Here is a 13,783-nt window from a genome sequence, read left to right as displayed (position 1 = left end):
GCGCATTAACGCACTAAAATCTTATGAGACCAGAAGCTATCGCCGTGGCGAAGCTGGAGAATATACAGGCCCGGCACCGGCTGGCGTAACGTAACCTGCTGGCCGTCGCCTTTGACTTCCGTTTCAAAGCTGATGGGCTGGCCGGTGATGCTGATCACGCGCATAACCTCGTGGTGGCGGCTGTCGATGTAGAATGAACCGTTGCTGGGGTTCGGATAACAATGTACCGGCGTAGCCGTCTCTTCGGGGTCGATGCCCGTAACCGGATTTTCACCAGAGCCTTTACCAAAAATAGGACGGATCATGAGGCTTCCGGTGATGCGATCGTTGGGTTCCCAAATCTGATTGACGTAGTCAAAGATCTTATCGTGGGTGTCCTGGCTGACGTCGAGGCCGATGCTGGCGGCGGAATTGCCAAACGCTATGTAAAAGCGGTCGCGGACCAGGACGACCTCGGGTATATCGATCCGTTGAAATTGGTTTACATCCCGGCGTTGAATGCTTTTGCCGGTGATGGCGTACAATACCTTGTTGTTGTCGGGTAAGCCGTCGGTCTCACCGTAAATCGTAAAATCTGCCGAGCGGTTGCCTGTCAGCCCGGCGACGGGAAAGTAGGCATAGAAGCCCGCCAGTGTATCGGTCTGGCCGGGTGCCAGGTCAAACGCATAGGCTACCTTGTTTTCAGGCGACGCCATGCGGGCGGAATATTCCGCCGTACCATCGTCGTAGGCATAATAGTCTTTCAGCCAATAAACAACGGATAGGGTATCGTTGGAGGTAAAGTCTACCGGTGCAAAGCTCGGCGCTTGCGGGTCGTCGGTATCACCCGTCACACTCAGGGTGAGCTTGATCCGGATCGAGTCGGCGGCCGGGTCGAACATGCTGGTGTTGGTCGTATCGGGCAGATTCTCGTAGGGCACATTGACACGCACCCGCTCAAAAGGATCCATAAACCCACCGAGCTCGCCTTTGATGGTAGCCTGGCCCACGAGTGTGCTATACGGCGTGGTCGCGCCTTCGCTATAATTCGAGAACGTACCGTTCACCACGTAGCTGATGGAGATCGCGTTGGCCTGGTTCTTCATGTTCTTGACGTCGAACTGTACCGGACCAATGGTCTTATCATACTCCCGGAAATGCTGGATCGGCATGGCATAGTACTGACCAAACAGTTGTGTCGCCGGCGAAGCAATGGCCCGTTCGGGAAACGAGTTGTCGTTTAACGCACGGTTTTTATTGAGGTAGATATAGTCGATGTTCCAGGTATCAAACGGACCGGACTTGCGGCCATAGTTCAGGAAGCGAAATTGAAACTCGTCGTGGTAATACTTCGCTGCGGAGATCGGGATAATGGTGTCGTAGAACACATCCGGTTGAAAGGACTCCTTCGGCAGGATGCGCATGACGTTTTCCCAGATACTGTCGTTGTTTAGGAATTGCAGCTGCAGGTAGTCGTTGGGATCGGGCGGCTCCCCATGTCCCTGCCACTGGTAAAAGAAGCTTAAAAACACGGTGTTGCGTTGCGCTTCGGGCACGGCGGTCATCTCGAAGGCATGCGACATAAGCGTGTCGCGAAAACCATTCAGCATATTGTCGTTGGAGTAGGGGATGCCCAGCAAATCAAGACCATCCAGGGTAGCGACGTTCACGCTCGGCGCGTTCCAGCCCCCGTTGCTGATCAGGACACTCTTGCTGTTGTACCACATGGAGTCGAGCGGGTAGTCCGAAATGTATTCGTAGTGACTCGTGTCGTTGATGACCGTAAACGAGAAGTCCTCCCAGAAGGGTAGCGAGCGCGTTTCTAGCACTTGCGGCGACACCCGGGCACCCTGCCGCTGCTGGCGTGGCGCACGGGGCAACGGCCCGCGAGTAAGCTGGGCCACGGACGCGGTGGTGAGCAAACATACCAACAGCAGGGTCAGGCCCGCGCCCGGGACGCTAAAAGGCCGCTCAGGCCGTGGGAATATGGTACATCGTTTGATCATATCTAATCTTAATCGTCGTCTTCAGGCGGTTCAGTTCCGGCTTTGCCTATCCATACAGTAACGATGTCACCTACCTTAACCTTTTCCAACCCCTCGGGTTTTTGTTTCAGCACAACCGGCGTAGTACCGACAGTGTCCCCGACAAGCTCAACATCCAGGTTCAGGTTGGCGCCGAGAATGTAGAATTTAGCATCCTCAAACTCCTGGCCGACCAGGTCGGTAACATCAAAGCTGCTGCTACCGTGCCCGCTCATCACCACCAGGTCGATCACCGACCCCTTGGGCACCCGTACGTTCGGCTCGATGTGCGTGCCTTTGTACTTCATTTCCTGTACGACGTTAAAAGGTCCCGGCACCTCTACAATGCGGCCGAGCTTCAGCTCATTGCTTTGTAGTACAGCCTTGGCATTGACGACCGAGCCGTCCACCAGGTTGGGAACCGGCACGGTAGGTGGATTGATACGGTTCACCGAGATAAAGATCTTGCGACCTTCCTTCACCTTGGCGCCGGCATGGGGGTATTGTTTTAATACAGCCAGCGGCGGATGCTCCGACGAATACGACGAATCGTTCACTTCAAACCGCAGATCTTTTGACCCCAGGAAATCGTCCAGTTGGTTGATCTGCATCCCTTCGATGTTAGGCACCGTAATGGTCTCGCCGTGGTTGGTGGCACGGGGCAGATAGCTGAAGAAAAATATAACGATCAGCACCACGATAATGATCAGCGCCAGCAGGATGCTGATCAAAATGCCCCCCAGGGTGTTGCGACCGTACTTTTTATAGATGAAATTCATGTATGCAGGAATATAAATAAACGGCGACTAGAACTTGAGCGACGATTTAAAATCGCGTTCAATGCGTTTGCCGCGATCGTACCGTTCTTGCGCCAGTGTCAGCAAGCGGGTAATGAGCTTCGCGAAGCTCACGCCGCGCTCTTTCCACATCACCGGGTACATGCTGGAGTTGGTAAAGCCCGGGATCGTGTTGATCTCGTTGACATATACCTTACCTTTTTTGTCGAGGAACAGGTCTACGCGCGAGAAGTCCTCGCAGTTCAGGGCCTCAAAAGCTTTCACAGAAGCCTTGCGGATCTTTTCGGCCACAGGCTTCGAAAGCTTGGCAGGCACATCGATGCGCACAGCATCCGGATCCACGTACTTGGCGTCGAAGGTATAGAACTCGTACTTGTCGCTGATCACCACCTCACCCGGGTAAGACGCTTCCGGCGGATAGTTACCCAGGATGGCGCACTCGATCTCACGACCCGTGATATACTCTTCGACAATCACCTCGTTGTCATATTTGAAGGCATCGTCCAGCGCTTTCTTAAAATCGTTGCGCGTCTTTACTTTCGACACACCCACCGACGAACCCAGGTTGGCAGCCTTTACCATGAAAGGTGCGCCCAGCTTTTTGGCAATGCTATTGAATGTAAACTTGTCTTTCTCGTCGTAGCGGAAGGTGAGAAAATCGGTCACCGGCAGCCCCGCTTCTTTCAGCAGGCGTTTGGAAACGATCTTGCTCATCGACATGGCCGAGCCGGTCACACCCGTGCCGACCATGGGAAGGTCCATGGCTTTCACCAGGCCCTGAATGCTGCCGTCTTCGCCGTCGGTGCCGTGCAGCACCGGGAACACGATGTCGGCCTGAAAACGCTCGCCGGTCTTCAGCACGATAAACTCCGGCTTGCCCGGGTTCAGCGAAAGCGCCAACGGCTGACCGTCCTTTTGGATGTCTTTGCTGACCCCGGGTGTCAGGAACCACTGCCCCTGGAGGTTGATGCCGATGGGAAGCGGCTCGTATTTGTTCTTATCGATGAATTCAAAAATGTTGCGGGCTGAATTGATGGAGACGCCGTGCTCAACGGACCGGCCGCCATAGAGAATGGCTACTTTCTTCTTTTTAGGCATTCAAAAAATGTTTATTGCCGAAAGATAATGAAACCCTGCGCATAATGGCTCACAGAAAGCCAGAACCAGCAGTTTTCTCGCCTTTTTACCCGGGCATTGGATTATTGGCCGCTGCGCACAAAACGCGTGCTCCACACTTGGGTGGACGTACGGACACGCACGACGTAAACGCCCGGCCGAAGAGCATCCACGGGTACCGCGTGGTTCTGGTTGCGGGCATCGCCCAACGACTCCTGGCGCATCAGCTTGCCCATGGCATCGATCACTTCAATGGAGGCGCTGGTCTCCTCCTGGAAGTTAAAGGCAATGTAAAAGTTATCACTGGCAGGATTGGGGTACAACGTGAAAGGCTGGGGCACAAAGAAGTTGAGGTTGTCGAGGTAGAAGTTATTGCCGTTGCCGTTGGTAAAGAGAAAGGCTATGCGCACTTGCTCCTGGCCTGCGTAGGCATCCAGGTTAACGGCTTGGCGGGTCCAGTCACCGGCCGCCGCGGGCTTCCACTCAGTCGTTTGGCCATCGCTGCTGTTTAAGGGCAGGGTATATACCGTTGTAAAGGTCGTGCCGCAGTCTGAAGATGCCATGACCACCACGTTGTCAGAGAACCCCGGGCGGCGGTGGTACGACCAATCGAAAAACAACGTGGTCTTGGCGGTCTGCGAAAAATCCAGCACCGGGCTGACATACCATGCCTGGTCCGACAGCAGCGGGTCGTCGAAGCCGTTGAAATACACCGCATGGTTGTCGTTCGTCAGATTGATTTTACCGCTGTTGGTTTTAACATGTTCCCACACATGCTGGCTAACTGGATTCACGGAAGTCCAGAGAAGCGAATCCTGGTTCTCGAGCGTTACCTGCATCGGTATGCTGCCGCGGGTATCGTCCCAATAGGTTGTCTGCGACCGGTCGTTGTCAAAGGGACTTTCGTCGTCCAGACCGTTAGGCTCCGTCAAGGCAAAAGATAGTTCGTTTTTCAGGCGGGAAAGGGCAATGCCCGTGATGTTTATGTCCAGGTGCTCTCCGTTAGCCAGGTCGAGGCCCGAAAATGATCGGACGATCGGCGTGCCATCATTGACTGTGTACGACAGGTTGAAAGAAGTAAGCGGCAGCGTACCGAGATTAGTCACGCGCAGCGTCGGTGTGGGGGAGGCGTTGCAGGAGATGACGGGCAAATCGAGGATGGACGTGATGGCGACGTCGTTCGGAACAGGATCGTGCGGCATCAACCCATGCGAGGTAAGCAAGGACTTCCGGCGCGGACTGTTTTCCAACACCGTTACCATGCGGTCGATTTGCCCCTGCGTAAAAAGGTTCATGCAGGCATCGTCGGTATAGTCCATGTAGTTTTGAAACATAGGCGCTTTGCTGTTACACCACTTGCCTGCGGGTGACAGGGGATGGCTGGGACAATCGTACGTCTCCGTACGTTGGGCGGGGGTATCATCCACATAGTCGGTACCGGCACAATTATCAATATCACCCCAGATATGGCGCAGTCCTAAAAAGTGGCCGATCTCGTGTGTGGCCGTACGGCCGCGGTTATACTTCGTGTCGAGCCCGGCAAAGGTACCATAGCCTTCGAAGGATGAGCCAAAGTCTTTATAGCTGAAAACCGCCCCGTCGGTGGCGGCTAGTTCCTGTTGGTAGTCTTCCAGACCGTCCAGATCAGAGATGGGAAACTGCGCATACCCCAGGTATCCCGATAAGCGGCATACCCAGATGTTGAGATAGTCTTCCGAAGGCCAATAGCTTTGCGCTTTGAGCTGGGTGTTGTCGTTGATGGACCAGGTAGTTTTCGAGCCTTTTACGCGCACAATGCCGTTGGTAGGACCACCGGCCGGGGTTTGACGGGCTAATACAAATTCAATAGCAATACTTCCTGCGACGCCGGCGAAGTCGGAAGGCGTCTGGTCGGCATCGGTATTCAGGCGATTGTAATCTTTGTTGAGGACGGCGATTTGAGAGAGTACCTGGTCGTCGGAGATGTTACCACCGACTCCTACGGCCTCGCCGTTGTGAACGATGTGTACCACGACAGGAATGTGATAGGTACTGGCCTGCGTGCGCAAGGCGCTATGTCGGGCAATCTTGTTGTGAAGCCACAACTCGAAGTCGCGTTTCGCCGGCAGCTTTTTATCCAGTACCAACTGCTGCTCATACTCCACCGTGGCGCAACGTTGCTGCGCAGAAAGATCAAACGAGAAGAACAAAAAAAACAGGCAACCGAACGAAGTCGACCACCGGAAGCAGGATTGTAACAAAGATAAGGCCTTCACAGAGTTAAGCGTTCAGCAGCGTGCCATGGTTAATGGTTACAAGATACTAAGAGTAACCCGAATGGGCGATGCTGAAGCCGGATAGTTCACCGGAAATATAGACGACTGGCGTCTTTTCCGCTACGGCTGAAAGGTTGCGCGAGACACAAGCAGGATCAGCGTACGACGGCCGTGAGGTTGATCACTTCGATCGACCGTACTTCCGGCACCGCCTTGCGGATCGCTTCTTCAACACCGGCCTTAAAGGTCATGGTAGACATCGGGCAGCTGCCGCAGGCGCCCATAAACTCCAACCGAACCACATGGTCTTCGGTGATCTCGTGGATCTTCACGTTGCCGCCGTCCGCCTCCAGGTAGGGGCGAATGGAGTCCAGGGAAGCTTCAATCTTTTGGGTGAGGTCGCTAATGGTATTCATCGGGTAATTTGTTCTGCCTGCTTGGTGATGTAAAGGTAGTACTTCTGCGCGGTTATCCTGCAACTTCCGTCAGCGCCGTAGGCTGCCCCGCATTGCGTATGGCGATTTGCCGGGCCAGCGTCTCCGCCAGTGTCTGGAAGGCTTCCGCCATCGGTCCTCCCTTCAAGGCGGCCGGTAAGCCGCTGTCGCCGCTTTCGCGGATGCTTTGCACCAGGGGAATCTGCCCCAGTAAAGGAACCTGATATTGCGCCGCTAAGTTCTTGCCGCCGTCTTTTCCGAAAATATAATACTTGTTATCGGGAAGCTCTTCGGGTGTGAAGTAGGCCATGTTTTCAACAATGCCCAGGATCGGCACATTGATTTGAGGCTGCTTGAACATGCCGATGCCCTTTTTAACGTCAGCGAGGGCCACTTTTTGAGGTGTCGTCACGATCACGGCACCGGTCACCGGCACCGTCTGCACCATGGTCAGGTGAATGTCGCTGGTGCCGGGAGGGAGGTCGATCAGCAGGTAGTCCAGGTCGCCCCAATCGGCGTCGCTGAAAAATTGCTTCAGGGCCGAGCTGGCCATCGGGCCACGCCACACCACGGCGCTGTCGGGTGGTGCCAGAAAGCCGATCGAGATCAGCTTCACACCGTATTGTTCAATGGGAATAATAATGTTCCGGCCATTCACCTGTTTTACAGCGGGCTGTTCATGCTCGCAGTTAAACATGGTGGGCACCGAAGGGCCATAAATATCGGCATCGATCAGCCCTACCTTGGCGCCCGCCCGGGCCAGCGATACGGCCAGGTTCGCGGTAACAGTCGATTTACCCACGCCCCCTTTGCCGGAGGCCACCGCAATGATATTTTTTACCCCCGGCAGCAACGGCGCATTGTCGCGCAACGTCGTGACGGACGAGCTCATGGTAATGTCGAGCGCAACGCCCTGACCAATCACGGCTTCGACGGCGTCGACACAGTCCTGGCGGATTTTCTCTTTTAAGGGACAGGCCGGCGTGGTCAGGACCACCGTGAAGCTCACCTTGCGGGGATCCACGTTCAGGTCTTTAATCATGCCCAGCGTTACCAGGTCGCGTTTCAGGTCGGGATCCTCTACCGTCGAAAGGGCTTTTAAAATATCAGATTGGGAAAAACTCATGTCTGTGGAAACAGCTAAATCATCAAAAAAGTCTCAAAACCGCTGCAAATTAGTACGAAAATTGTTTACACCGACCGACGCCCCTTGAATCATTGATTAGTATCTTTGAACCCGGCCTTGGTTCACCTAATTTCCCGCAGGCCGGAGCGAACCGACCCAGCATGATCAGCCGTGAAACGATAGACGAAATCCGGAGCAGACTGGACATTGTGGATGTGGTAGGCGATTTCGTCACCCTGAAGCGCTCGGGACAGAACTACAAGGCCCTGAGCCCGTTCTCGAACGAAAAGACCGCGTCATTTTACGTCGTTCCCTCCAAAGGCATCTTCAAAGACTTCAGCAGCGGCAAAGGCGGCGACGCCATCACCTTCGTCATGGAGCACGAAGGCATGAGCTATGTCGAGACCCTTCGCTACCTCGCCAAACGTTACAGCATCGACCTGAAGGAAGACCACCAACGGTCGGCCGAAGAGCAATCGCAATACACCGAACGCGACAGCCTCTACGGGCTGATGAACTACGCCAAGGACCAGTTCAAGGACCTGTTGTTTAACACCGACGATGGCCGCGGCATCGGCTTGAGCTACTTCCGCGAACGCGGCTTCAACGACCGCACCATCGAGAAGTTCGAGCTGGGCTATACACTCGACGCCTGGGACCACCTCAGCAAAAAAGCACTCGGCATCGGCTACACCGAAGACCTCCTGGCGAAAGCCGGCCTCATCGTCAAGCGGGACGACGGCCGTTTCTACGACCGCTTCCGCGGCCGCGTCATCTTTCCGGTGCACAACCTCTCGGGTAAGGTGATAGCCTTCGGCGCGCGCATACTCACCAAAGACAAGGATCAGCCCAAGTATATTAACTCGCCGGAAACAGATATCTACCACAAAAGCCATGTGCTGTATGGTATGTACCAGGCGAAGAACGCCATCCGCCGCGAGGACTTCTGCTACATCGTAGAAGGGTATACCGACGTGATCTCCATGCACCAGGCGGGTATCGACAACGTGGTGGCCTCGTCGGGTACCGCGTTTACCGAAGAGCAAATCAAGCTCATCCGCCGTTTCACCGAGAACGTCACCGTGATGTTCGACGGCGACGCCGCCGGGATCAAAGCCGCCCTGCGTGGTATTGACCTGGTGCTGAAGGGTGGCCTCAACGTGCGCGTGGTACTGCTGCCCGACGGCGACGACCCCGACAGCTTCTCCCGCAAGATGGGCACCACCGAGCTGAAGCAGTACCTGAAAGACCACGCCAAGGACTTTATCTCGTTTAAGATCGACCTGCTGGCGCAGGAGTCGGGACACGATCCCATCCGTCGCGCCGAAGCGATCCGCGAGATTGTCACCAGCATATCGCACATACCCGATCCCATCAAACGGTCGGTCTACATACAAGAGACGAGCACCCTGCTGAAGATGCAGGAGGATGTGTTACAGACCGAGCTCAACAAGATTACCCTGACCGAACGGCAGAAAACCGCGCCCGCCGAGAAAGGCAGGAACCGGAATATGCCCGGACCACCCCCGGACGATGCGCCGCCGGTGTTTGTGCCCGGCGAAGACGAGCCGGTATCGACCAGAAGCATTGCTGCCAAGATCGAACGCCAGGAACGCGAGTCCGTGCGGCTGCTGTTATGCTATCCGGAAGAGGCCTTTGAGCCGGACGTACGCGTGATCGATTATATGGTGGCTGAGCTGGAGGACGTCGAATTCGATAATTATATCTACAAAGAGATTTTTACTGCTTTTTTAGATAATTACCGCAATGGCGTGGTCATCGATCAGATGCACTTTATGGAACATGGTTCGATGGACATAAAGAGTATCGTGGCGGAATTAACAACGCGCCGCTATGAAGCCAGCAAGGGGTGGAGCGCCGAGAAAATCCACTTTCCGGAAGAGAAGGAAATTGTTCATGATGCGGTATATTCCTGTATCATTCGGTTAAAATACTATAAAGTGCAGGGCATGATGGAAGGCAAATTGCAGGAAATGAAGCAAGCAACCACGCCGGAAGAGGAAGAAGAGCACTTTACCATTTTTATACAGCTCAAAGGCGCTGAGCAAGAGCTCGCCGCCATCCTGGGTATTGTTGTGTCGAAATAACGGAACGGACCTATATAATTTTTTGTTCACCACCTACAAGTACGGAATTTTTATATGAATCAGATAAAATTGAACACGATAGAAGAGGCACTGGAAGAGATTAAGAACGGGAAGGTGATTATCGTGGTAGACGACGAGGATCGTGAGAACGAAGGTGACTTTATCTGCGCGGCCGAATGCGTAACGCCGGAAATCGTAAACTTTATGGCTACCCACGGCCGGGGGCTCATCTGCGCACCGCTCATCGAAGACCGCTGTGAAGAGCTGGGGCTCGACCTGATGGTGGGCAAAAACACGGCCGCCTTCGAAACACCCTTTACCGTGTCAATCGATCTGATCGGCCACGGTTGCACCACGGGCATTTCCGCCCATGACCGTTTTAAAACCATCCGCGCCCTGGTCGACCCGGAGACAAAACCCGAAGAGCTGGGCAAGCCCGGTCACATCTTTCCGCTGAAAGCCAAGCGCGGCGGCGTGCTGCGGCGCAGTGGCCATACAGAGGCGGCCATCGACTTTGCCCGCCTGGCAGGGTTTAAACCGGCCGGGGTACTGGTCGAGATCATGAACGAAGACGGCACCATGGCGCGCCTGCCCGACCTGGTAAAGGTGGCCGAGCGTTTTAAGCTCAAACTGGTGTCGATAAAAGACCTGATTGAATACCGCCTGCAACAGGAGTCGCTCATCCGCCGCGAGATCGAGGTGGACATGCCCACCGAGCACGGGCACTTCCGCCTGGTAGCCTTCGAGCAGACCAATACAGGCGACGTACACATGGCCCTGGTCAAAGGCACGTGGGACAAAGACGAGCCCGTGCTGGTGCGCGTACACTCCTCCTGCGTGACGGGCGACATCTTTGGCTCCTGCCGCTGCGACTGCGGTCCGCAGCTTCACCGCGCCATGGAAATTGTCGAGCAAGAAGGAAAAGGCGTGATCGTGTACATGAAGCAAGAGGGACGGGGCATCGGGTTGCTGAACAAGCTCAAGGCCTACAAGCTGCAAGAGCAGGGGCTCGACACCGTGGAGGCAAACCTGCAGCTCGGCTTCGACATGGACGAACGCGACTACGGCGTTGGCGCTCAGATTCTTCGCAGCCTGAACCTCTCCAAAATCCGGCTCATCACAAATAATCCTAAGAAAAGGGTTGGACTAATGGGCTACGGTCTTGAAATTGTGGATAATGTTCCGATCGAAATTGTACCCAATCCGCACAATGAACGTTATTTGTTAACGAAGCGCGATAAGCTCGGACATACTATATTGAGGACAACAAAAACTAAATGATAGGACAACGATTACCGGCCAGCCTCACACATAAAAAGTCGGCACCCCGTGCCGTCGGGTTGTTTCGGGTCGTTCCTGTATTGCTGTTATTTTGTGCCTGCTCCGGTGTTCGGGCGCAGGAGTGGCCGTTCGAGCTGTGGCACGAAGGCAAGGTCGTGCTGCTGGAAGGGGATACCCTGCGCGGCCTGGTGAAATACGATATGCAGCAAGACCTGCTGCAGTACAACGGCGCCAGCGGCCAGAAAGTAGTGGCCTACTCCGCCCGCAAAGTGCTCTTTTTTGAGATCTTTGATGTCACCATACATCGTTACCGCCAGTTCTTTGCATTGCCCTTTAATACGCCCGCCGGCTACAAGTCGGCCGTGTTCTTTGAGCTGCTCGAAGAAGGCAAAATGACGCTGCTGTCGCGCGAAGCACTTGAGTATAGAACCTATACCAATCCGTACTATGTAGGCTCGTACTCCCGCCTGGTGTTGGTGTATAAATATTTCTTCATGGACGACAACGGTAAGATCGAAGAGTTTACCGGTGACAGACGCGACCTGCTGGACCTGATGGGCAAAAATGCAGACGACGTGGAGAAATATATCAAGACGAACCGGCTAAAAGTGGACGAAAAGTACGACTTTGCCAAGATTATAGCCTATTACAACTCACTGTACGGCACCTAGCCGATGACACCTTTCGCATGAGCAACGCCAAGCCCCTTATTCTGGTCTCCAACGACGACGGTATTACTTCCAAAGGCATCCTGACCCTGATCAATGTCATGAAAAGAATCGGCGACGTGCTGGTGGTAGCCCCCGACAGTCCGCAGTCCGGTATGGGCCACGCCATTACGGTAGGGGAGTCGCTGCGCCTGGAAGAGAACTTCATCTTTGAGAACGTCCAGGCCTTTGAATGCTCCGGTACACCGGCCGATTGCGTCAAGATGGCGCGCCACTTTGTATTGAAAGGTAAGCGCCAACCCGACGTTATTGTCAGCGGCATTAACCACGGCAGCAATACTTCCATCAGCGTATTGTACTCCGGTACGATGTCCGCCGCGATCGAAGGCGCCATTGAAGGTACGCCCGCGATTGGCTTCTCACTGTGTGACTACTCACACGACGCCGACTTCTCGCATACAGAAGCGTACATCGAAAAAATCACCCGCGAGGTACTGGCCAAAGGTCTGCCCAAAGGTGTAGCCTTAAACGTTAACTTTCCGCCCGCCAGTCAGGGCCCGATACAAGGCATCCGCATCTGCCGGCAGGCCAACGCCAAGTGGGAGGAAGAGTTCGACCAGCGTTTCGACCCCAACGGCCGCCGCTACTTCTGGATGGTCGGCGCCTTCGTAAACTTCGACAAAGGCGAAGACAACGACGAGTGGGCTATTGCTAACAATTATGTGTCTGTAGTACCCTGCCAGTTCGACCTGACGGCACACACCACCATACCACTTTTGAACGAGCAGTGGACGATCCTCGACCGCGCCGACAGCACCCACACCGAGGTAAGTGAATATCGTATTCCCGGCAAGGAAGATCGCGGGTAGCTTCTGTACTACGATTGCTGGCGCAAGGTCTTCCGACCGAAGGGAGGGCGGCTTGTGACTACAACTGTCTGCAGTCTTCAGACTGCCGAAGCCCAACGGACACCGTTATCAATTCGTAAGTTGCTTTCTTCTCCGTCGCCCTATATTCTCCAAAGTTTATCGCATTTTCTCCGTTGATGCGCCATAAAATATTCCGCACATTAACGATTGAACCATATTTTTTTACAGCTTTTTAAGCGCCGGTCTGACACCTTCATAATTTTCGCCGGGGTGCCTTAAAAATTAACTAGTCGCAAACGTGTTCTTAACAAAAAGTTAAAATTCTGCCATCGTTTGTAGGGCAGGTGTTAAAAAAATGAAATAGATTTGGCCCCGTAGATCAATTTTACAACCACCTTATTACAACCATCCTATGGCGCATTTACGATTTGAAGCTCTGAAAAAACTGAGCGAACGCCCCCGGGTGCATGTTGACCTGCCCAACCCGAACGTTGCCAAATTCTTTGGCGAGAACGTATATGGTATGGAGCAGATGCGTGCCACACTGGCTCCGGCTCTTTTTAAGAAAGTAAGCCAGGCAATTAAGAACCACGAAAAAATTGACGAGACAACGGCTGACGCGGTGGCTTCTGCTGCCAAAGCATGGGCCGTTGCAAAAGGTGCTTCGCACTTTACACACTGGTTCCAGCCGATGACGGGTGGTACGGCCGAGAAGCACGACTCCTTCTTCGATGCCCTGGCCGGTATCGAAAAATTCAAAGGCAGCGAGCTGGTACAGCAAGAGCCCGATGCTTCCTCGTTCCCGAGCGGTGGTATCCGCAGCACGTTCGAAGCACGTGGCTACACAGCGTGGGATCCTACCTCGCCGATGTTTGTATACGGCGCGACACTGTGTATCCCGACGGTATTCGTTTCGTATACGGGCGAGACCCTCGACACCAAAGCACCCCTTCTGAAAGCACTCAAAGCCGTTGACCTGGCCGCTACCAAAGTATGCCAGCTCTTCGACAAAGACATACAACATGTAGTAGCCTCCCTCGGCGCCGAGCAAGAATACTTCGCCGTCGACAAGGCGCTCTTCGACGCACGTCCTGACCTGGTCATGGCCGGCCGCTCTGTATTCGGT

11 protein-coding genes are annotated in these 13,783 nt (G+C 54.3%); 5 read left to right on the top strand and 6 right to left on the bottom strand.

Translation table 11 applies throughout. From position 1 onward, the window contains the following. Nucleotides 1-5: 5 nt before the first annotated feature. The 6 genes from KK062_RS27975 to KK062_RS27950 all read right to left on the bottom strand — a co-directional run bounded on the left by KK062_RS27975 (nucleotide 6) and on the right by KK062_RS27950 (nucleotide 7,731). Nucleotides 6-1,985 (bottom strand): T9SS type A sorting domain-containing protein, encoded by a 1,980-nt coding sequence (locus tag KK062_RS27975; RefSeq protein WP_254087693.1) that lies wholly within the window; start codon nucleotides 1,983-1,985, stop codon nucleotides 6-8. 8 nt (nucleotides 1,986-1,993) lie between these two features. Beyond that, nucleotides 1,994-2,782, bottom strand: coding sequence for a PASTA domain-containing protein (locus tag KK062_RS27970; RefSeq protein ID WP_254087692.1), 789 nt, complete (start codon nucleotides 2,780-2,782; stop codon nucleotides 1,994-1,996). Between the two features lie 27 nt (nucleotides 2,783-2,809). Continuing rightward, nucleotides 2,810-3,898 carry a D-alanine--D-alanine ligase family protein gene (locus KK062_RS27965; RefSeq protein WP_254087691.1) on the bottom strand — a complete coding sequence of 363 codons (1,089 nt, stop codon included), beginning with the start codon at nucleotides 3,896-3,898 and terminating at the stop codon, nucleotides 2,810-2,812. A gap of 101 nt (nucleotides 3,899-3,999) precedes the next feature. Continuing rightward, nucleotides 4,000-6,171 carry a M43 family zinc metalloprotease gene (locus tag KK062_RS27960; protein ID WP_254087690.1) on the bottom strand — a complete coding sequence of 724 codons (2,172 nt, stop codon included), beginning with the start codon at nucleotides 6,169-6,171 and terminating at the stop codon, nucleotides 4,000-4,002. 155 nt (nucleotides 6,172-6,326) lie between these two features. Next, complete coding sequence (locus KK062_RS27955; RefSeq protein ID WP_254087689.1) at nucleotides 6,327-6,587, bottom strand: NifU family protein; 261 nt, start codon at nucleotides 6,585-6,587, stop codon at nucleotides 6,327-6,329. Between the two features lie 52 nt (nucleotides 6,588-6,639). Next, nucleotides 6,640-7,731 (bottom strand): Mrp/NBP35 family ATP-binding protein, encoded by a 1,092-nt coding sequence (locus KK062_RS27950; RefSeq protein ID WP_254087688.1) that lies wholly within the window; start codon nucleotides 7,729-7,731, stop codon nucleotides 6,640-6,642. A gap of 161 nt (nucleotides 7,732-7,892) precedes the next feature. On the opposite strand from KK062_RS27950, the gene dnaG reads away from it, so the two are divergent. The 5 genes from dnaG to KK062_RS27925 all read left to right on the top strand — a co-directional run. Continuing rightward, complete coding sequence (dnaG, locus tag KK062_RS27945) at nucleotides 7,893-9,839, top strand: DNA primase (protein ID WP_254087687.1); 1,947 nt, start codon at nucleotides 7,893-7,895, stop codon at nucleotides 9,837-9,839. Nucleotides 9,840-9,893: 54 nt separating this feature from the next. After that, on the top strand, nucleotides 9,894-11,120 hold the full coding sequence (locus KK062_RS27940; RefSeq protein ID WP_254087686.1) for a bifunctional 3,4-dihydroxy-2-butanone-4-phosphate synthase/GTP cyclohydrolase II: 1,227 nt from the start codon (nucleotides 9,894-9,896) through the stop codon (nucleotides 11,118-11,120). Beyond that, entirely contained in the window at nucleotides 11,117-11,791 is a 675-nt protein-coding gene (locus KK062_RS27935; protein ID WP_254087685.1) for a hypothetical protein, read from the top strand. The genes KK062_RS27940 and KK062_RS27935 overlap by 4 nt, the downstream gene beginning before the upstream one ends. Nucleotides 11,792-11,808: 17 nt before the next feature. Further along, nucleotides 11,809-12,657 carry a 5'/3'-nucleotidase SurE gene (surE, locus tag KK062_RS27930; RefSeq protein ID WP_254087684.1) on the top strand — a complete coding sequence of 283 codons (849 nt, stop codon included), beginning with the start codon at nucleotides 11,809-11,811 and terminating at the stop codon, nucleotides 12,655-12,657. A 412-nt stretch (nucleotides 12,658-13,069) separates the two neighbouring features. Beyond that, a partial coding sequence (locus tag KK062_RS27925; protein ID WP_254087683.1) for a glutamine synthetase III domain-containing protein occupies nucleotides 13,070-13,783 on the top strand: 714 nt, incomplete at its 3' end.

It is taken from the genome of Dawidia cretensis (assembly GCF_018598175.1).
Taxonomy (GTDB): domain Bacteria; phylum Bacteroidota; class Bacteroidia; order Cytophagales; family Cyclobacteriaceae; genus Ohtaekwangia; species Ohtaekwangia cretensis.
Note: the sequence above shows the minus strand (reverse complement) of the source record. Positions and strands in the feature narration are given on the sequence as shown.

Excerpts from the sequence above, each read along its gene's own strand:
- KK062_RS27975 (WP_254087693.1), bottom strand. The coding sequence starts at position 1,985 with ATGATCAAACGATGTACCATATTCCCACGGCCTGAGCGGCCTTTTAGC.
- dnaG (WP_254087687.1), top strand. The coding sequence starts at position 7,893 with ATGATCAGCCGTGAAACGATAGACGAAATCCGGAGCAGACTGGACATT.
- surE (WP_254087684.1), top strand. The coding sequence starts at position 11,809 with ATGAGCAACGCCAAGCCCCTTATTCTGGTCTCCAACGACGACGGTATT.
- KK062_RS27940 (WP_254087686.1), top strand. The coding sequence starts at position 9,894 with ATGAATCAGATAAAATTGAACACGATAGAAGAGGCACTGGAAGAGATT.
- KK062_RS27970 (WP_254087692.1), bottom strand. The coding sequence starts at position 2,782 with ATGAATTTCATCTATAAAAAGTACGGTCGCAACACCCTGGGGGGCATT.
- KK062_RS27955 (WP_254087689.1), bottom strand. The coding sequence starts at position 6,587 with ATGAATACCATTAGCGACCTCACCCAAAAGATTGAAGCTTCCCTGGAC.
- KK062_RS27950 (WP_254087688.1), bottom strand. The coding sequence starts at position 7,731 with ATGAGTTTTTCCCAATCTGATATTTTAAAAGCCCTTTCGACGGTAGAG.
- KK062_RS27965 (WP_254087691.1), bottom strand. The coding sequence starts at position 3,898 with ATGCCTAAAAAGAAGAAAGTAGCCATTCTCTATGGCGGCCGGTCCGTT.
- KK062_RS27935 (WP_254087685.1), top strand. The coding sequence starts at position 11,117 with ATGATAGGACAACGATTACCGGCCAGCCTCACACATAAAAAGTCGGCA.